Origin of the sequence: Flavobacterium sp. 90 (genome assembly GCF_004339525.1) — a bacterium.
Classification (GTDB): Bacteria; Bacteroidota; Bacteroidia; order Flavobacteriales; family Flavobacteriaceae; genus Flavobacterium.
The window spans coordinates 6,261,018-6,283,271 of record NZ_SMGE01000001.1 but is presented as its reverse complement, the minus strand read 5'-3'; the positions used below and the strand labels follow the sequence as shown (position 1 = coordinate 6,283,271).

Genomic DNA, 22,254 nt, shown 5'->3' with positions numbered 1-22,254 from the left:
TAATTCTGTCAAAATAGTTTTCTAAATCTTATACTATACATTTCCATGTTTTTTGTCGAAGTCGTTTTACCACTTTCCTTAGCGAAAACCTTTACTTATCGTATTTCTGAGGCCGAATTTCATTTCATTAAAAAAGGAATGCGCGTTGCGGTGCCTTTTGGAAAAAGCAAAATATATACGGCATTGGTGATTGATATTCATCAAAATCAGCCAAGCTTGTATGATGCTAAAGAAATTCATGAAATACTTGACGAAAAACCTATTGCAACCGAAACTCAGATTAAACACTGGCTTTGGATTGCAACTTATTATATGTGCGGAATTGGCGATGTATATCGAGGCGCTTTTCCTAGCGGATTATTGTTAGAAAGTGAAACAGTTATTTCGCATAAAGTAGATGTTGTTGTGGATGAAAATGAGCTTTCTGATGAAGAGTTTTTGGTTTATGAAGCGTTGCAACATCAAAGTTCTCTTAAGGTTGGTGAAATTGTTTCTATTTTAAATAAAAAGAATATTTTTCCGATTCTTCAAAAATTAATAGCAAAAGACATTATTGTTTTAGAAGAAGAAATAAAAGAAAGTTATAAGCCAAAGTTGGTTCGGTATGTGAAATTGCATGCAAAATACGAATCAGATAATGGTCTTGGAGAATTACTTGAGGTATTGAAAAGTGCTAATAAACAAAAAGAAATTGTTTTGGCTTACTTTCAAATCATGGCTTCTGAAAAGAAACCTATTACCGTAAAAAAACTTGTTGAGGTTTCAAATTCAACATCGACAACAGTAAAAGCTTTGATTGATAAGGAGATTTTTGAAGAATATCTTTTGCAGCAAGATCGGGTTTCTTTTAGTGGTGAAGCTTCAGGGAAACAATTACTTCTAAGTGAAGCTCAGGAAAATGCTTTTACAGCGATTAAGAATAATCTTTTAGAAAAAGAAGTTTGTTTGCTTCATGGTGTCACGTCAAGCGGAAAAACAGAAATTTATATCAAGCTAATTGAGGAATATTTAGCAACAGGAAAACAGGTTTTGTATTTGTTGCCTGAAATTGCTTTGACGACACAATTGGTTTCGCGTTTGCGACTTCATTTTGGAGATAAAGTTGCGGTTTTTCATTCTAAATACAGTAATAACGAAAGAGTTGAGGTTTGGAAACAAACGCTTGAAAATTCAGAAAAAGCGCAGATTGTAATAGGAGCGAGGTCGGCTTTGTTTTTGCCATTCAATGATTTAGGTTTATTGATTGTTGACGAAGAGCACGAACAGACTTTTAAGCAAAGTGATCCTGCGCCGCGTTATCATGCGCGTGATGCTGCTATTGTTTTGGCTAATTTTCATAATGCGAAAGTCCTTTTAGGATCGGCAACGCCAAGTATCGAGACCTATTTTAATACACAAGCTGATAAATACGGTTTGGTGACGCTAACAGAACGTTATAATAATGTTCGAATGCCGGATATTGTTTTGGTTGATTTGAAAGATAAGCAATTCAGAAAACGAATGACAGGGCATTTTAGTGATGTTTTAATTGAAGAAGTTACAGAAGCTTTGTCTTTGGGCGAGCAAGTGATTTTATTTCAAAACAGACGTGGATATTCGCCAATAATCGAATGTATGACTTGTGGTCACGTACCGCATTGTCAACAATGCGATGTGAGTTTGACTTTTCATAAACATAAAAATCAATTGCGTTGCCATTATTGTGGTTATTCGATTGCAAAACCTACGCATTGCCATAGTTGCTCGAGTATTGATTTGACCACAAAAGGTTTTGGAACGGAACAAATTGAGCAGGAATTAATGTCTCTTTTTCCGAAAGCAAAAACGGGAAGAATGGATCAGGATACAACTCGTGGAAAATATGGTTTTGAAAAGATTATTGATTCTTTTAAAAACCGTGAAATTGATATTTTGGTCGGAACACAAATGCTTGCCAAAGGTTTGGATTTTGACAATGTAAGTTTAGTTGGAATTATGAATGCGGATAATATGTTGCATCATCCTGATTTTAGAGCTTTTGAACGTAGTTTTCAGATGATGACACAGGTCGCAGGAAGAGCCGGAAGAGCTGAAAAACAAGGGAAAGTTGTAATTCAGACTTATAATCCAAATCACAATACAATTCAGCAGGTTACAATGCATAATTATATAGGTATGTATAAGGAGCAATTGTATGACCGCCAAATCTATAGATATCCGCCTTATTTCAGAATTATAAAACTGACTTTGAAACACAGAGAGTTTGAAAAACTAAAAGAAGGTTCAATGTGGCTGTATCAGGTTTTGAGTCAAAACTTGAATATGCCAGTTTTGGGACCAGAAGAACCAGCGATAAATAGAATAAGAAATGAATATATAAGAACTATATTAATTAAGATTCCGCAAAATGTGAATTTGGGAGGTACAAAAAAAACTATTCAGAAAATGTTGAATAGTTTTGAGGCTGTTGCGCAATACAGAGCTATAAAGGTGATTACCAATGTCGATTTTTATTAAATTATGACGACGTTGACAATGCTTTTACTAAATCTTCTTTTTTGTTTCGGCTAAGCGGAATTTTGGTAATACCAATTTCGGCAAATTTACTGTTAAAGCGCTCTACCTTATCTATATTAATAATATAAGACTTGTGTACGCGAATAAATTTGTCTTTTGAAAGATCGTTTTCAAAAGATTTCATTGTTGAAAGTACCAGATTGCTGTCGTCTTCTGTAACTACTCTTACATAATCCCCAAAAGCTTCAATCCATTTGATTTTTGCAGTGAAAATTTTAAGTTTTTTAAGGTTACTTTTGATAAATATATGCTCGCCTTCTTCTTCTTTTACTTCTTTTTTAAGCAAATGCATGTCTATTGCTCTTTTTACAGAAGCATTAAATCGATCTACAGCAATAGGTTTTTGCAGATAATCGGTCGCATCATAGTCAAAAGCTTTTAAAGCATATTCAGCTTTAGAAGTGATAAATATAATTTGAGGTTTTGATTTTAGTCCGTCAAGGAAATCAAAACCGTTAATAACAGGCATTTCAATATCAAGGAATATTAAGTCGATATTATTTAGAGAGATACAACTTTTTGCTTCTATTGCATTAGAAAAGTCCCCGATTAAGTGCAAACCTGGGTGATTATTAACTAATTTTGCAATAATTGTCCTCTGTATAGAACTATCATCTACAACAACACAGTTTAGTTTCATAACATTTAAATTTAGAATAAATTCAGGATAGCAGTAGTAAATGTATTATTTTTTTGTAAAAAAAACTAAAATCAGCGTGTATTTTTTGTTATACGACGAATAAAAGTAAAAAAGTGTTGTATATTTAAATTTAATGGTTACTTTTGCACCCAATTTTAACAAATAAATATTGTATTTATGAATCATTATGAAACTGTTTTCATTTTAAATCCCGTTTTATCTGAGGTTCAGGTGAAGGAAACAGTAATGAAATTTGAAGAATTTCTTACTAGTAGAGGAGCTGAAATGGTATCGAAAGAGGATTGGGGTCTGAAAAAAATGGCTTACGAAATCCAAAACAAAAAAAGTGGTTTTTACCATTTATTCGAATTCAAAGTAGCAGGAGAAGTTCTTATTGCTTTTGAAACTGAATTTAGACGTGACGAAAGAGTTATGCGTTTCTTAACTGTAAGTTTAGATAAACATGCTATTTCATGGGCGGAAAGAAGAAGAGCTAAATTAAAATCTACTAAAGCGTAATTATTATGTCTACAATTGAGCAATCTGCAAAAGGAAAAAAAGACGGAGATATCAGATATTTAACGCCTTTAAACATTGAAACTAACAAAACTAAAAAGTACTGTCGTTTCAAAAAATCAGGAATCAAATATATCGATTATAAAGATGCTGATTTCTTATTGAAATTCGTTAATGAGCAAGGAAAAATTCTTCCTCGTCGTTTAACTGGAACTTCATTAAAATACCAAAGAAAAGTTTCTGTAGCTGTAAAAAGAGCTCGTCACTTAGCTTTAATGCCATACGTGGCCGATTTATTAAAATAGTAAAAAAAAATCTAGTCGCTGGTTTCTGTTAAATCAGAACCTAACTTCTAAAATATAAGGACAACAACATGGAAATTATTTTAAAACAAGACGTACAAAACCTAGGATTTAAAGATGATGTAGTATCTGTAAAACCTGGTTACGGTCGTAACTTTTTAATTCCTCAAGGTTTTGCTGCTTTAGCAACTCCTTCTGCTAAAAAAGTTTTAGCTGAAAATCTAAAACAAAGAGCACATAAAGAAGCTAAAGTTGTTGCTGATGCAAAAGCATTAGCTGAAACACTTAAAGCTCTTGAAATTAAACTTACTGCAAAAGCTGGTGGAGAGAAACTTTTTGGTTCTATCACAAACATCGATATTGCTGAAGCTTTAGAGAAATCAGGTAACGCTATTGATAGAAAATTCATCACTAGTGGTATCGTAAAACGTACAGGAAAATATTCTGCTAGCATCCGTTTACACAGAGATGTTATCGTTGACTTACCATACGAGATTATCGCTGAAAAATAACATTTTGTTAACTTCTTGTTAATAAAATATAAAAACCACTCTTAGGAGTGGTTTTTTTTTGTCTAATTTTGAATTAACCAACTAATTCAAAATCAACAAAATGAGAAAAAACCTTGCATTATTATTGTGTTTGTTTGCATTAACGGTCGTTACTGGGCAAACAACGACTTCGAGTATTAAGGGTATTGTAAAAAGTTCATCAAATGAGCTTTTGCCGGGAGCTTCTATCCTGGCTGTGCATACCCCAACCGGAACTAAATATTCAGCTGTTTCCAATGAAGATGGAAGATTCAGTATTTTGAATATGAGAATTGGAGGTCCGTATAAAATTACGGTAACTTTTGTAGGCTTTCAAGATCAGGAATATACTGATATTAATCTTGATTTAGGGAAACCTTTTAATCTTATTGTTCAATTACAAGATCAGAGTCAGGCTTTGGAAGAGGTTAAAATTGTAGCCAAAGACAAAATCTTTAAAAGCGGAAAAACCGGAGCTGAAACCACCATTGGAAGAAGAGAATTAACGGCGCTGCCAACTATTTCGAGATCGGCTGAAGATTTTACCCGTTTAGAGCCAACTGCGAGTGGAGGTTCTTTTGGAGGTAGAAATGATCAGTACAATAATTATTCTTTGAATGGAGCGGTTTTTAATAACCCTTTTGGATTAGACGCTGCAACTCCGGGTGGACAAACTGGCGCTCAGCCAATATCATTGGATGCGATTGAACAAATTCAGGTTGCAACTGCGCCTTATGATGTTACTTTGTCTGGATTTACAGGAGCTTCTGTCAATGCGGTTACAAAATCAGGAACAAATGAGTTTCACGGTACGGCTTATGTATTTTACAGAGATCAGGATTTGACAGGGAATAAAATTAAAGGTGAAAAAATATTTGTTCCAACATTAGAGCAAACTCAGGCAGGTTTTAGTTTGGGTGCACCAATCATAAAAGATAAATTATTTATTTTCGGAAACTTTGAAATCGACAGAAGAAGTGATTTAGGATCTAATTTTGTGGCGAATAATAATGATGGTGTTACCGGAATTAATGAATCCAGAGTTATGGAATCTGATTTGATTGCGGTTTCAAATGCTTTGGCAAAATTAGGTTATAATACAGGAGCTTATCAGGGATTTATACATGAATCTAATTCAAATAAAGGGATTATTAAAGTTGATTGGAATATTAATGATAATCATAAATTGGCGGTTATTTATAATTTTCTTGATGCTTCAAAAGATAAAACTGCGCATCCAACAGCGCTTGGTTTTAGAGGTCCGAATGCTTCGATTTTGCAATTTCAAAATTCGGGATATCAAATCAATAATAATTTAAGTTCATTTTTAGTCGAGCTAAATTCAAAATTCAGCGAAAGCGTTTCGAATAAGTTACAGGCAGGATATTCTCATTTTAATGATTATAGAGTTCCGTTTTCGGTTCCTGCGCCTGTAATTAATATTCAGGATGGCGCGGGTTCTAATTATATTATTGCTGGTCACGAACCATTTTCGATTAATAATACATTAGATCAAAAAGTAATTCAAATTACAGATAATCTTACTTATACAGTTGGAAAACATGCTTTTACTTTTGGAACTTCCTTCGAGAAATTCGGATTTAAAAACTCATTTAACTTAGCTGGTTATGATAATTTTGGAAATCCAAATGGTTATGCAGGAACGTTTTTTACTCCGTATTTTACAACACAGGACTTTTTAGATGATGCGGCAAAACCATTTGCTACAAGTATCATTGCGCAAAATCTTCAATATGCTCAAAATGTTTTTAATACTAAAAGTCAGTTTGAAGTTGGAACTGATGGCGGATGGAAATTAGCAGAATTAAATGTGGGACAATTGGCATTCTACGCGCAGGATGATTTTAGTGTAAATGATAATTTTAAATTATCTGTTGGTTTAAGAATTGACAAACCTTTGTATTTTAATACAGCTGATTTGATTCAAAAGTATATTGATACTGATAATGGAGGTGCTGGCAGAAATAATGATGTTGATTATTATGATCCGCAAACGGGTAAGGCGGTTAAATTGATTTCTACAGATTTGCCAAGTGACAGGATTTTATGGTCGCCTAGAATTGGTTTCAACTGGGATGTGAAAGGTGATGCAACTTCTCAGCTTCGTGGAGGATCGGGGATTTTTACGGGAAGAATTCCTTTTGTTTGGTTAGGAAATCAGGTAAGTGGTGCTGATGACAGCTTTTTGCAAATTATGGATCCGGATTATAAATGGCCACAGGTTTGGAGAACGAGCTTAGGTTATGATCACAGATTTAAAAGCAATTATATTGTGACGCTTGATTTGTCTTATAATAAAGATATTAATGCGGTACAAGTTCAAAACTGGGGATTAAAACCTCCAACAGGAACATTGGCTGGTGTAGATAACAGAGCGATTTATGTTGCGGCAGATCATGGAGCAAATAATGCTTATGTAATGACTAATTCGAATAAAGGAAGTGCTTTTAATGCAACAATAAAAGTGCAGAAGAATTTTGAAAATGGTTTGTATGCAAGTATTGCTTATAATTATTTAAAGTCAAAAGACGTAAACTCAATTGAAGCTGAAATTACAGGTGATGCTTTTGCATTTAATCCGGCTTTAGGAAATGTAAATAATGCAGTTCTTTCGAATTCTAAATATGGGGATAATCATCGTTTTATTGGTGTAGGTTCTAAAAAATGGAAATACGGAAGAGATAAATGGGCGACAACTGTTTCTGCTTTCTTTGAATATGCTCAGGGCGGACGTTTTAATTATACTTATGGTGGTGATATTAATGGTGATGGTTCTGCTGTAAATGATTTGATTTATATTCCAACAACTGCTGAAATTGGTCAGATGAATTTTAGTGCACCAGGACAAGGCGAAGCATTTGATAAATTTATTTCTCAGGATAGTTATATGAAAAACAGAAGAGGGCAATATGCGGACCGTTATGGTGCTATATCGCCTTGGAGAGGAAGATGTGATCTTAAGCTTATGCAGGATTATAATTTCAAGGTTTCATCGGCATCTGAAAAAAAGAATACGATTCAGTTTAGTATCGATGTTTTGAATTTTGGAAATTTACTGAATTCAGATTGGGGAGTTGTTCAGGTGCCAACGAGTGTTCAGCCAATTGGTGTGACAGTTGTTGGGAATACGCCGACTTATACATTTAATAATACACAGACCAAAACCTTTAGTTATGATGCGAGTTTAACTTCAAGATGGCAGGCTCAATTTGGTATCAGATACATTTTTTAATAAAGCAAAAAAAGTTATAAATTTGCCCTCGCATTTGCGAGGGCTTTTTTTTGGTAATGAAATTTTATCCAGGCTCTTTTAAGAGTGTTTAAACACAAAAATAAACAATGAAATACGCAAGATTAACAAAAGAACAATTTGATGAATTGCACGCAGAATTTGCTAGCTTTTTAGCTACTCAGGCAATTGATAAAGCAGAATGGGATTCTCTTAAAATAAATAAACCAGAAGTTGCAGAACAGGAGTTGGATGTTTTTTCAGATTTAATTTGGGAAGGTGTTTTATCAAGAGCTGAATTTTTAGAGCATTTTTCTAAAAATCATATCTTTTTGTTTCAATGTTTTGAGGAGCATGTTCAGTCAATAGTATTGAAATCATTAGTTACTGAAACAGATTTCCTGACGAAAGATGGTTTGCAATGGCTAAGTGACAATATGTTTACGGAGAACATAGAAATGAAGGTTGGGAAAAAAGTATTTACGGAAGATAGAAATGCATCTATATTTGAATTGATTCAGCAAGGAGCATTTTTAAGTGATGGACAATTATTTACTCAAATCAATACGATTATTGAGTCTTAATTGTGATTTAAAGAATTTTTAAAAGGTAAGTAATTGATGTTAAATTATTTACCTTTTTTTATGTTTTTAACTTTTGTTTAAACTTTTTGATTTTTTTTACCCCGTATTTATACGCGTTTTTTTTGAATTGTTTAAGAAATCCATATTCTTATACATAATTGTAGGTTTTACTTTTAATTTCGGCTTTTTTACCTCAATTTCAATTGATTATGAATTCAAAAAAGTAAGTTTTTATTTACTTAATTGAAATATTATGAAATATTTTGATTTTTTTTGTGATTATCCTAACAGCACTTATTGCCTTAAAACTATTGGTTTTTCTGATATTTTTGAGTTTTTATGGTAATACCGATTTTGTTAAAATTAAAAATATAAGAATTTTACGCTTGTTTTGTAAGTTTGTTTTTTCTAATTTTAGTATAAGAAAGTTAAACAAAATTTTTTTGTGTACTTTTTGAAAACAACTAGAAACGAAGTTATTTGATTACTTTTTAGAAATTAATACAAATTGCAGTTTTAGTGTTTTTGTCAGGAAATTTAAAGGTGAAAATTTTACTAATATTTTAATTAGTCTGCTTATGGAATTGACAATTACTTTCTTCATCGAGTTTGCATTAGGTATCCATATTATTTTAGCTTTATTTTTTATTCTTTGGAATAAGATTGAGTTTATTCCCAAACTTGATTTTACTTCTATAGTAAGTTATTTTCAAAAGTTTTTTCATTATAACATTTTTTCATTTCCAAAACCCAGTCGGTGTTCGAGTTAATGAATAGTATTCTTGTGTTTATATTTTTAAACTCACAAAATACTTGATGTGAAAAATAATGTATTCAATTTTTAGAATTTATTCTAAATAGACAAAATTTATGGCCGGAATAATCACCCATCTATAAATATTGAATCATACTATATATTTTAATAGAATATCCCTCAGTTCTATCTCAACGTAAATTTTCTTTTATGAAAATTAAACCTGCAACAAATCACTCCTCTTGGAAGTCTGATTCAGGTCAGTATTCCTCAAAAGTTACGAGTTATTATCTGTTTATCATAAATAGAAATAGCTCCTTAGTATACTTCGGTATACTCAATACAACATGATTTTTTATTACAGATTTTAATTTATTACCCTACTTGTCAGGGGTTTAAATTGTGGTTTAACTAATTTGAGTTTTAACGTTTTTTTGAATTGCCTAAGCATACGTGCTTATCGCAAGAGGTATTTTATTGTCCATTTTCTAATCTTCCAAATTATGAAAAAAAAATTTACTTTCTATGATCTCATCGTAAAGAAGAGATTATTTGCTTTGTTGTTTTTATTGCTTTTTTGCAATAAAAACTTCGCACAAACTTTTTGTAGACCGGACTCTCAGACGAATAGTACTGGAGGTCTTTTATGTGTAGGAATGAGTGTAACGAATCCAGATAATGCATGGGATTCGAGCATGACAACTTATGCAACGATCTCAAACGTGCTTGGATTGGCTTGTTTTGCCCAGGAAACATTACATTTTAGTCAGACTGCAAAAGCAGGAGACCAAATAGTAATATATTTTGGTGAAGGCAACGGATTGTTGGATGTTGATGTATTGGCAAATGCCACTATTCAGGCAAAAAACGGTGCGGCGCTTGTGGGCGGTCAGGTTACTATGAACAATCCGCTTTTAAATCTCCAATTATTATCTGCTACTAATTCTGCAGTAATAAAATATACATTGCCGGGAGATGCAGACCGAATTCAAATTCAGTCTGGTGGACTTTTATCTGCATTGGTAAATTTGAGAGTTTATGATGTGCGACTGCAATTTGCAAAACCAACTATTACGGGAGGTGAAACACAATCTGTATGTTATGGTCAATCTGTATTACTTACAGCAACTCCTGCTGCAGGAACAAGTGTTGCGTGGTATGATTCTCCAACATCAACCACGGCACTTTCGACTCTTAGTACATTTACTACACCAAACTTAACAGCGACAACTACTTATTATGTAAGTACTTCGAGAGTGGGTGGTTGCGAAAGCAGTGAACGATTACCTGTTACTATAAATGTTATCAATCCCCTATTGCCTACAATAAGTAGTACAGGGACAACGATTTGTTCTTCGGGAGCAACTCAGGCAACTACATTATCAGTTATAAGTCCGGTGCCCGGAACAGTATATTCCTGGTTTAGTGTACCAACTGGAGGTGTAGCACTTGCAACGGGAACTACTTATACACCAACTGTACCAACAGGGGCTACTAATTTTTATGTAGAAGCATCGATTGGTACTTGTAAAACGGCAACGAGAACTGCGGTGACAGTTACTTCAACTCCTGTTCCTGCATTGGCTACGATATTAACGCAAAGTGTAACGATATTATCCGGACAAAATGCAACTCTTAACGCTTCAACAACTGAGGCGAATGTTGCTTTGGATTGGTACGATGTACCTACTGGAGGAATAAAACTATTAGGAGATTCAAACACTTTTACAACTCCAATTTTAACTGCTACTAAAATATATTATGTTGAATCACGTAGTACTGTTGGTGCTTGTGTTAGCGCTACGAGAGTACCTGTGACAGTGACGGTTATACCTGCTGCATTAGGAGGTTGTCTGGAAGCAAATAGTCAGCAAACAACTCAAAACGGACTTTGTTTGCTTTGTGCTTCTACGACTCCAAACAATTCTGTAGATGGAAATAGTGCTACTGCGGCAAGACTTACACTTCCGGTAGGTTTGCTAAATGGTTATATTCAACAAACATTACAATTTAATAATCCTGGAAAAACAGGAGATATCGTAGATGTAGAATTGGCATTGCCGGGTGGTATTGCTGATCTTTCGTTATTAGGAGCTGTTAGTTTAGCAACTTATAATGGGGCAACTTATAATAATGATAGAGTGTCTACTAATAATAATGCTTTGGTGACTTTGCAATTATTATCTGGAAATCGTTTTAGAGCCAGTATTGTTGCGGGTGCCAATTTTGATCGTGTCGAGATAAGATTGGGCGGTTTGGTAAGTGCCATAACAAATTTAGATATTTATCAGGCAACTTACAGATATAAAGCGCCAGCTATAACTGGTAACGCTACACCAATTTGCGGCACACAGACTGCAACATTAACGGCTGCAACAGCTTTAGGAGAAACTATAAAATGGTATGATGCTTTAACTGGAGGAAATCTTTTGGTAAGTACTGCTGCTTATACAACTCCGGCTTTAACTGCAAATACAACTTATTATGTAGAACTTACTCGTAATGGTTGTGTGAATAGTGAAAGAAATCCTGTTCTGGTTACAGTAAATAATCCTGTAGCTCCGGCAACAGTTGTCGCTTCTCCTTTGAATATATGTACTGGTGATGCTACTACAATAACGATTCAATCTCCGGTTGTGGGTACTACTTATAATTGGTATGATGCGGCTTCGGGAGGAAATCTGGTGTTTACGGGAACTGCTTTTGCAACACCAGCTTTAACAGCTACAACAACTTATCATGTTGAAGCTGTAATTGGAAGTTGTTTGAGTCCAACGCGTACACCGGTTACTGTAAATGTAAATGCAAGACCTTCGGTACCTGTTCCAGCGAATTCAAGTGTTATTATTCAGTCAGGTCAGAGTACGATATTGTCTGTTGCACCTAGTGCGGGAGTTACATATATGTGGTATGATGCTCCAACAGCAGGAACTCTTTTACAAGGCACAGGAAGTAATACCTATACTACTCCGGTTTTGACTGCTAATACAACATTTTATGTTGAAGCGGTAAATACATTATCGGATTGTAAAAGTACTACGAGAGCTGCGATTAATGTAATGGTGACAAATGGGGTTAGTACTTGTTTACAACCAAGTTCACAAGCAATAAGTGTTGATCCTGGATTGTTATGTGTTTTATGTAATGGTAGTAACGGACCTAACGCTGTTGATGCAAATCCAAATAATTTTGCTTCTTTGACTATAACTGCGGGAGTACTTAATTCATACATACAACAAGAACTAAATTTTCTAACACCTGGTCAGGCGGGAGATATTATTGATGTCGAATTAGAATTACCTGGAGGTCTTGCTGATTTGTCATTGTTAGGATCTGTAAGTATAGGAACTTCTAATGGAGGTACTGAAAATCTTCTGAGACTTGCAGTAAACAATAGTCTATTGAATTTGCAAGTATTGTCAGGAAACAGATTTAAAGTTAGTTTTCCAACAAATGCTGCATTTGATCGAGTTGACATTAGATTAGGAGCATTAGTTGGCTTATTAACTACTTTAAACGTTTATGGAGCTTCTTATAGATTTCCAAATGCAATTATAACTGGAGCAGCGGCTCCAATTTGTGCAGGACAAACAGCAACATTAACGGCTTCGTCTACAGGAACTGAAACTTTTACATGGTATGATGCTCCAACAGGAGGAAATATTGTGGCTGTTAATCCAACTCTTCCATTAAGTGCGACTACAACTTATTATTTAGAAGCTACTCGTGGCGGAACTTGTATTAATAGTGTTCGTCAACCTGTTACGGTTAATGTTTTACCTATTCCAACAGATACGGATATTACAATTACTAGTCCTTTGACTGCTTCTTGTGCTGGAGGTATTGTATTGGCTCCAACATCTGCATTAGCAGGGGCTAGATTTAAATATTATACTGATCAAAATAAAACAACTGAGATTACTTCAGGAACTGTAGCGGGAGTAACTTATGTAAAAGACGGTACAACTGATGCATTAACTATCAGCGGACTTATTGCTGCTAATGCTCCTTATACTTATTATGTTTCTGTTCTTAACGGAGGAACTTGTGAGAATGTAAACGGAACTTTAAAACAAGTTGTTGTAAATTATCCAACAGGTTCAGCTTTAACAGTTCAAACTCCATTTAGTGGTTGTGCAAAAGTAAATCTAAAAGATGCGATTACAAATTTTGATACAACAGGAAATACAACTTATACTTTCTTTGATCCGTCAAATAATCCGATAACAGATCAGGCTGCGGCGAATATCACACTTAGCGGAACGTATTCAATTCAGGCTCAAACAGTCGGGTCAGCTTGTCCATCTGTTAAGTTACCGGTCGTAGTGACAGTAAATCCATTGCCAACATTAACTGGAGTAACAAGTTCTATTGTAATTACAAAAGGATCTTCGCTGGCATTGGCTGCAACATCAAACGGAACTATTACCTGGTATGATCCTCAAGGGAATGCTTTACCTTCAAATAATACAGGGATTCTTAATACTGTAGGCGTTTATACTTATACAGTAATTGCTACTAGTGCTGCACTTTGTACCACTAGTCAGACAGTAACTGTTAGTGTTATTGATCCGGTAGATTGTGATCCTTTATTTGAAAGAGTTTATGCTACTACAGAATTATCAGGATCTGTTCTTACTGGCGGTGTAACAAACGGACCTTTGGCGGTTGATGGTGATCCAAGCACATTCTCTACTATAACTACTGGTTTAGGACTTTTAGGAATTGGAACTACATGGCAAAACTTGCAATGGCCAACAACAATTCCAAAAGGTACTCCTGTAACAGTAAAATTAGGCTTAGCCAATAGTGCAGTTGCAGTTGGACAAAGCATATCTGTAGTAGGTACGAAACGTGATGGTTCTAATAATCCAATTGATATTGGAACTTTACAATCAGCATCAGGTTCATTATTGAACTTATTGCCAGGTCAAAATTCATTTGAATATACATTTGTTCCTTCTAATACTTCAGGACCTCAGGCTTATGATGGTATTAGAGTGCAATTAGGATCTGTGCTTAGTCTTGCACAAAATATCAATGTTTATGATGCACATTATAGTAAACAAGTAACTCAAATTGCTTGTGGAAAAGGTGATATCGAAGATATTTTCTTTGGCGTAAGAGATTTGGGAGTTGGAGCATTAACATCTACTGTTGGTGTTTCTAATGCCTGGAACGTTGCTGATGGCGATGTTGCTACTTATGCTACAATGTTTAGCGGAGTTGGAGTACTTGCTGCTGCTGAGCTTACTACTAAATTCAGAACACCATCTATGGTTGGTGATAGTTTAAGAATTACAATCTCAAAACCGGGAACAATTTTAAATCTTAATTTGCTTACAGGATTCACAATTCAGCTTTATTCAGGGAATATTGCGGTTGGTGCACCAATACAAAACACAAGCAGTTTATTGACTTTAAAATTACTTTCAGGAGATACAATGGCGATGACAATTGTTGCGCCTCAAACTCAGCCATATGATAAAGTTGTTATTACATTTGGAGGAGTTGCAAGTGTTTTAGATCAACTTAGAGTTCATACGATCGATCGTGTAACGAATACCGAAGTCATAGGAGGTGATCCTGATAATAAAATCACAGTCTGTCCCGGAGCGGATATAACGCTCACGGTTCCACCAAAAGCGTGTGCGAATTATGCATGGTATGATTCTCCAACAGGAGGAAATGTAGTAGCCAGTGGTCAAACTTTTACACTTCCTGCAACATTGGCTGCCGGTACGTATAAATATTATGTTCAGCCAATTCGTTACGGTTGCCCAGCTTTAGAAAGAGGTGAAGTTACTGTAATAGTGAGAGCAACAACTCCTGCGGCTAAAATAGCAAATGTGACAATAAACGGAGGAAATGGTACTATAATTTGTGCCGAAGACGGAAAAGTAACATTAGATGCGGTTTTAGCTGCCACACCAACAGTTACTAATCCGGTATATCACTGGTATAAATTTAATGGAACAACAAGCGTTGCGGTTGCAGGCGAAACAACTTCTAAATTAGTATTGACAGGATTAGTTCCCGGAACCTATACTTATTATGTAGGACTTAGTTCAGATGAATTTTGTGAAACTGCAGTTGCAGATAGAAAATTAGTAACATTTACAATTCTTCCAACTTCTCTTGTAACTGATATTGTAGTAGACAATGCTACAATTTGTCACGATACAGATGCTGTATTAACACCAACAACTACTTTGACAAGTCCTGTATTCTTATGGTATTTAGATGCCAATAAAACACAGCCTATCACAAATGGAGTAATTGGCGGAGTAACTTATACAATAAGTGGTACAGGAGTTTTGACAGCTTCAGGTTTAACAACTGCGATGAGTCCTATTACTTATTATGTAGCTGTTTCAAGCAGTACTACTTGTCCTAATAAAAATGGAGAACTTAAAACAGCAACTATAATTGTTAACGATCCTGCTACACCAACAACTGATGATACAACTCAGGATTTTTGTTTGATCAATAATCCAACGGTTGCAAGTCTTCAGGTAAATGAAGCAGATGTAGTTTGGTACACAGCATCATCAGGAGGAACAGCATTAGCAACAACAACTGCCTTAGTGACTGGTCCTTATTATGGAGCGATCAAAAATCCAGCTACTGGTTGCGAAAGTTCAGTTCGATTATTAGTAACTGTAACTGTAACAGATCCTGGAACGCCAATAATTACCAAAACAACACAGGATTTCTGTTTAGTAAATGCACCGACATTTGCGACAATCGACGTAAGTCCGGCGACAAATATTATTTGGTTCAATGCGGCAACAGGCGGAACAGCAATTGCTCCAACTACAGCATTGACATCAGGAACTTATTATGCTTCGATCAAAAATCCAACAACAACTTGTGAAAGTAAAGTGAGATTAGCGATTACAATTAATGTGACTGATCCTGGAACACCGGTAATTACAAAAACAACACAGGATTTCTGTTTAGTAAATGCACCAACATTTGCCACAATCGACGTAAGTCCGGCTACAAATATTATTTGGTTCAATGCAGCAACAGGCGGAACAGCAATTGCTCCAACTACAGCATTGACATCAGGAACCTATTACGCGTCAATCAAAAATCCAACAACTACTTGTGAGAGTAAAGTTAGATTAGCGATCACTATTAATGTGACTGATCCTGGAACACCAGTAATTACAAAAACAACACAGGATTTCTGTTTGATAAATAATCCAACATTTGCGACTATCGACGTAAGTCCAGCGACAAATATTATTTGGTTCAATGCAGCAACAGGCGGAACAGCAATTGCTCCAACTACAGCATTGACTTCAGGAACTTATTATGCATCGATCAAAAATCCAACAACAACTTGTGAGAGTAAAGTTAGATTAGCGATTACAATTAATGTAACTGATCCTGGAACACCAATAATTACAAAAACAACACAGGATTTCTGTTTAGTAAATGCACCGACATTTGCGACAATCGACGTAAGTCCAGCGACAAATATTGTTTGGTACAGTGCAGCAACAGGCGGAACAGCAATTGCTCCAACTACAGCTTTGACTTCAGGAACTTATTATGCATCGATCAAAAATCCAACAACTACTTGTGAGAGTAAAGTTAGATTAGCAATCACAATTAATGTGACTGATCCTGGAACGCCAGTAATTACAAAAACAACACAGGATTTCTGTTTGATAAACAATCCAACATTTGCCACAATCGACGTAAGTCCGGCGACAAATATTATTTGGTTCAATGCGGCAACAGGCGGAACAGCAATTGCTCCAACTACAGCTTTGACTTCAGGAACTTATTATGCATCGATCAAAAATCCAACAACAACTTGTGAAAGTAAAGTTAGATTGGCAATCACGATTAATGTAACTGATCCTGGAACACCAGTAATTACAAAAACAACACAGGATTTCTGTTTGATAAATAATCCAACATTTGCCACAATCGACGTAAGTCCAGCGACAAATATTATTTGGTTCAATGCAGCAACAGGTGGAACAGCAATTGCTCCAACTACAGCATTGACTTCAGGAACCTATTATGCATCGATCAAAAATCCAACAACTACTTGTGAGAGTAAAGTTAGATTGGCAATCACAATTAGTGTAACTGACCCTGGAACACCAGTAATTACAAAAACAACTCAGGATTTCTGTTTGATAAATAATCCAACATTTGCCACAATCGACGTAAGTCCGGCGACAAATATTATTTGGTTCAATGCAGCAACAGGTGGAACAGCAATTGCACCAACAACAGCATTGACATCAGGAACTTATTACGCATCGATCAAAAATCCAACAACAACTTGTGAAAGTAAAGTTAGATTAGCGATCACTATTAATGTGACTGATCCTGGAACACCAGTAATTACCAAAACAACACAGGATTTCTGTTTGATAAACAATCCAACAATTGCAACGATTGATGTAAGTCCAGCAGTTGCAGCAAATATTGTTTGGTACAGTGCAGCGACAGGCGGAACAGCAATTGCTCCAACGACAGCATTGACATCAGGAACTTATTACGCATCAATTAAAAATCCAACAACAACTTGTGAAAGTAAAGTTAGATTGGCAATCACGATTAATGTAACTGACCCTGGAACGCCAGTAATTACAAAAACAACACAGGATTTCTGTTTGATAAACAATCCAACATTTGCCACAATCGACGTAAGTCCAGCGACAAATATTGTTTGGTACAGTGCAGCAACAGGAGGAACAGCAATTGCTCCAACTACAGCATTAACATCAGGAACTTATTACGCATCAATTAAAAATCCAACAACAACTTGTGAGAGTAAAGTTAGATTGGCGATTACTATTAACGTAACTGATCCTGGAACACCAGTAATTACCAAAACAACACAGGATTTCTGTTTGATAAACAATCCAACATTTGCAACGATTGATGTAAGTCTAGCAGTTGCAGCAAATATAGTTTGGTACAGTGCAGCAACAGGCGGAACAGCGATTCCATCTACAACAGCATTGACAACAGGAACTTATTATGCGTCGATCAAAAATCCAACGACAACTTGTGAAAGTAAAGTTAGATTGGCGATTACAATTAGCGTAACAGATCCTGGAACACCAGTAATTACAAAAACAACTCAGGATTTCTGTTTGATAAACAATCCAACAATTGCAACGATTGATGCAAGTCCAGCAGTTGCAGCAAATATTGTTTGGTACAGTGCAGCGACAGGCGGAACAGCAATTGCTCCAACGACAGCATTGACTTCAGGAACCTATTATGCATCGATTAAAAATCCAACAACAACTTGTGAGAGTAAAGTTAGATTGGCGATTACAATTAGCGTAACAGATCCTGGAACACCAACTACAACAGATACTACACAAGATTTCTGTTTAGTAAATGCTCCAACTGTAGCTAGTATTCAGGTAAATACACCAGCAACAGGAAGTATAGTTTGGTACAGTGCGGCAACTGGTGGAACAGCAATTGCTCCAACCACAGCATTGACATCAGGAACTTATTACGCATCAATTAAAAATCCAACAACAACTTGCGAAAGTAAAGTTAGATTAGCGATTACAATTAGCGTAACTGATCCTGGAACACCAACCACAATAGATACTACACAAGATTTCTGTTTAGTAAATGCTCCAACTGTAGCTAGTATTCAAGTTAATACACCAGCAACAGGAAGTATAGTTTGGTACAATGCAGCAACAGGCGGAACAGCAATTGCTCCAACTACAGCATTGACTTCAGGAACTTATTACGCAGCGATCAAAAATTCAACAACAACTTGTGAGAGTAAAGTTAGATTAGCGATTACAATTAGCGTAACCGATCCTGGAACACCGGTAATTACAAAAACAACTCAGGATTTCTGTTTGATAAATAATCCAACATTTGCCACAATCGACGTAAGTCCAGCGACAAATATTATTTGGTTCAATGCAGCAACAGGCGGAACAGCAATTCCATCTACCACAGCATTGACTTCAGGAACCTATTATGCATCGATTAAAAATCCAACAACTACTTGTGAAAGTAAAGTTAGATTAGCGATCATAATTAACGTAACTGACCCTGGAACGCCAGTAATTACAAAAACTACACAGGATTTCTGTTTGATCAACAATCCAACATTTGCCACAATCGACGTAAGTCCGGCGACAAATATTGTTTGGTACAGTGCAGCAACAGGCGGAACAGCAATTGCTCCAACTACAGCATTGACAACAGGAACTTATTATGCATCGATCAAAAATCCGACAACTACTTGTGAAAGTAAAGTAAGATTAGCGATTAATATTAGCGTAACCGATCCTGGAACACCAGTAATTACTAAAACAACACAGGATTTCTGTTTGATCAACAATCCAACATTTGCAACAATCGACGTAAGTCCAGCGACAAATATTGTTTGGTACAGTGCAGCAACAGGCGGAACAGCAATTGCTCCAACCACAGCATTGACTTCAGGAACTTATTATGCAGCAATTAAAAATCCAACAACAACTTGTGAAAGTAAAGTTAGATTAGCGATTACAATTAACGTAACAGATCCTGGAACGCCAGTAATTACAAAAACAGCTCAGAATTTCTGTTTAGTAAATGCTCCGACTTTTGCAACAATCGACGTAAGTCCAGCAGTTGCAGCAAATATAGTTTGGTACAATGCAGCGACAGGCGGAACAGCAATTCCATCAACAACAGCATTGACAACAGGAACTTATTACGCATCAATCAAAAATCCAACAACTACTTGTGAAAGTAAAGTTAGATTAGCGATTACGATTAAAGTAACTGATCCGGGAACACCAACTACAACAGATACAACACAAGATTTCTGTTTAGTAAATGCTCCAACTGTAGCTAATATTCAAGTTGATACACCAACAACAGGAAGTATAGTTTGGTATGCCACAGCAACAGGCGGAACAGCAATTGCACCAACAACAGCTTTAGCAACAGGAAATTATTTCGCATCGATTTCAGATCCTGCAACTACTTGTCAAAGTGCATTAAGATTAAGAGTCGCAGTAAGTGTAACAAATCCTGCTACACCAACTACAACAGATACAACACAAGATTTCTGTTTAGTAAATGCGCCAACAGTAGCTAATATTCAGGTGAACCAAAGTAATGTCGTTTGGTACAATGCAGCAACTGGCGGAACAGCAATTGCTCCAACAACAGCATTGGCAAATGGTAATTATTATGCAACACTAAAAGATGCAACTACAGGTTGTGAAAGCTCAGTTCGTTTACTGGTAACTATTAGTATAAAAGATCCTGGAACACCTACAACAACAGCAACAACTCAGGTTTTCTGTTCAGGTGATTCTCCTAAAGTTTCTAATATTAAGGTAAATGAAAGTAACGTAGTTTGGTATGCCACATTAAAAGGCGGAACAGCGATTGCACCAACAACAGCATTAGCAAATGGAGATTATTTTGGAGCCATAAAAGATCCGGTAACGGGTTGTGAAAGTAACACAAGATTAAAAGTTACAATTACTATTGGAAACACAGTTAATCCAACAACAACTAATGCAGCTCAAAGCTTCTGTACAGTAAGTGCACCAACATTTGCAAGCATTCAGGTAAACGAACCTAATGTAATTTGGTATACAGCTTTAACAGGCGGAACAGCAATTGCACCGACAACTGCTTTAACAACTGGTGTTTATTACGGAAACATAAAAGATCCGGTATCAGGATGTGAAAGCACAACTCGTTTGAAAGTTACTGTTACAGTTTCAGGACCAAGTCCTACGCCAACAACGACAGATGCTTCTCAAGACTTTTGTTCAACAAATGCACCAAAAGTTTCTGATATTCAGGTAAACGAAGCAAATGTAATTTGGTACAGTACAGCAACTGGCGGAACAGCAATTCCTGCAACGACAGCTTTAGCTTCCGGAACATACTACGGAGTGGTTTCAAGCGCTACAGGTTGTGAAAATCCTGTAAGATTAGCAGTTGTAGTAAAAGTAAATACACCAGGTATTATTACAACACCAAATACAACACAAACATTCTGTTTATCAGCATTGCCAACTATAGCAAACATTCTGGTAAACGAACCTAACGTTGTTTGGTATGCAACTGCAACAGGCGGAACACCATTAGCAGCAAATACACCATTGATAGCAGCTACTTATTATGCAAGTGCTTTAAGCAACACAACAAATGGTTGTGCGAGCGCTACTAGATTGGGAGTTACTATTAATTTTGAGAACGATGCTTTAGTACAAATAGCAACTACAGACGATACACCATGTGTTTTCAAAGGAGTTACTTATTCTATAGCAAACGGAAAATCAAATTATGTATGGTCAATTACTAACGGAACAATAGTTTCAGGCGGAGGAACAACAGATGGATCTGTAACAGTTTCATGGTCAGATATTGGACCGGGTAAAGTTGAGGTAACTTATATAAATAACTGCGGTGATACAACAACTAAATCACTGAATGTTACAGTTGCCACATGTTCAGATATAACTATAACCAACACAGTTAGCAACCCAACACCAAATTTTGGTGATGTAGTAACCTTTACCGTTACAGTAAACAATGTTGGAGAAGGTAGTTTTATCAATACTCTAGTTAGTGATTTATTACCTAGCGGATACAATTTAGTAAGTTCTAATACAACATTAGGAACATATGATCCAAAAACAGGATTATGGACAATTCCAAATTTGAATTCAGGACAAAGTGTTGTACTTACAATTACTGCAGAAGTTTTACCAAGCGGTACTTATACAAATGTTGCCACTGTCGAAATTTCAACTCCATTAGATGTTGATACATCAAATAACTCGGCGTCTGCTACGGTAGAACCAATTTGTTTGACAGTTTATAATGAGTTCACTCCAAATAATGATGGATCAAATGACCTCTTTAGAATTGATTGTATTGACACATATCCAAATAACGAGTTGAAAGTATTTAACAGATACGGTTCATTAGTATATAGTAAACAACATTATGAAAATGATTGGGACGGAACTGCCAATGTATCAGGAGTTGTTAATAGAGGAGATATGTTGCCAACAGGTACTTATTTTTATGTGATAACCATTGGAGATGGAACGGTTAAAAAAGGATGGTTATCTATAATGAGATAAC

8 protein-coding genes are annotated in these 22,254 nt (G+C 35.7%); 7 read left to right on the top strand and 1 reads right to left on the bottom strand.

What is annotated here, in order from left to right:
- Positions 1-45: 45 nt before the first annotated feature.
- Complete coding sequence (gene priA, locus C8C83_RS25545; RefSeq protein WP_121331332.1) at positions 46-2,496, top strand: primosomal protein N'; 2,451 nt, start codon at positions 46-48, stop codon at positions 2,494-2,496.
- A 1-nt stretch (position 2,497) separates the two neighbouring features.
- On the opposite strand, the gene C8C83_RS25540 is transcribed toward priA, so the two are convergent.
- Positions 2,498-3,196, bottom strand: a complete 699-nt coding sequence (locus tag C8C83_RS25540) for a LytTR family DNA-binding domain-containing protein (RefSeq protein WP_026729423.1) — start codon at positions 3,194-3,196, stop codon at positions 2,498-2,500.
- A gap of 177 nt (positions 3,197-3,373) precedes the next feature.
- On the opposite strand from C8C83_RS25540, the gene rpsF reads away from it, so the two are divergent.
- The 6 genes from rpsF to C8C83_RS25510 all read left to right on the top strand — a co-directional run bounded on the left by rpsF (position 3,374) and on the right by C8C83_RS25510 (position 22,253).
- A complete protein-coding gene (rpsF, locus tag C8C83_RS25535) occupies positions 3,374-3,715 on the top strand; it encodes a 30S ribosomal protein S6 (protein ID WP_121331331.1) in 342 nt (113 codons plus the stop codon).
- 5 nt (positions 3,716-3,720) lie between these two features.
- Positions 3,721-4,017, top strand: a complete 297-nt coding sequence (gene rpsR, locus C8C83_RS25530; protein ID WP_002987043.1) for a 30S ribosomal protein S18 — start codon at positions 3,721-3,723, stop codon at positions 4,015-4,017.
- A gap of 68 nt (positions 4,018-4,085) precedes the next feature.
- Complete coding sequence (gene rplI, locus C8C83_RS25525) at positions 4,086-4,526, top strand: 50S ribosomal protein L9 (protein WP_132011956.1); 441 nt, start codon at positions 4,086-4,088, stop codon at positions 4,524-4,526.
- 100 nt (positions 4,527-4,626) lie between these two features.
- Positions 4,627-7,797, top strand: a complete 3,171-nt coding sequence (locus tag C8C83_RS25520) for a carboxypeptidase regulatory-like domain-containing protein (RefSeq protein ID WP_121331330.1) — start codon at positions 4,627-4,629, stop codon at positions 7,795-7,797.
- 107 nt (positions 7,798-7,904) lie between these two features.
- Positions 7,905-8,378, top strand: coding sequence for a DUF6495 family protein (locus C8C83_RS25515; RefSeq protein WP_121331329.1), 474 nt, complete (start codon positions 7,905-7,907; stop codon positions 8,376-8,378).
- A 1,257-nt stretch (positions 8,379-9,635) separates the two neighbouring features.
- A complete protein-coding gene (locus C8C83_RS25510; RefSeq protein WP_121331328.1) occupies positions 9,636-22,253 on the top strand; it encodes a gliding motility-associated C-terminal domain-containing protein in 12,618 nt (4,205 codons plus the stop codon).
- The last annotated feature ends 1 nt before the right edge of the window (position 22,254 follow it).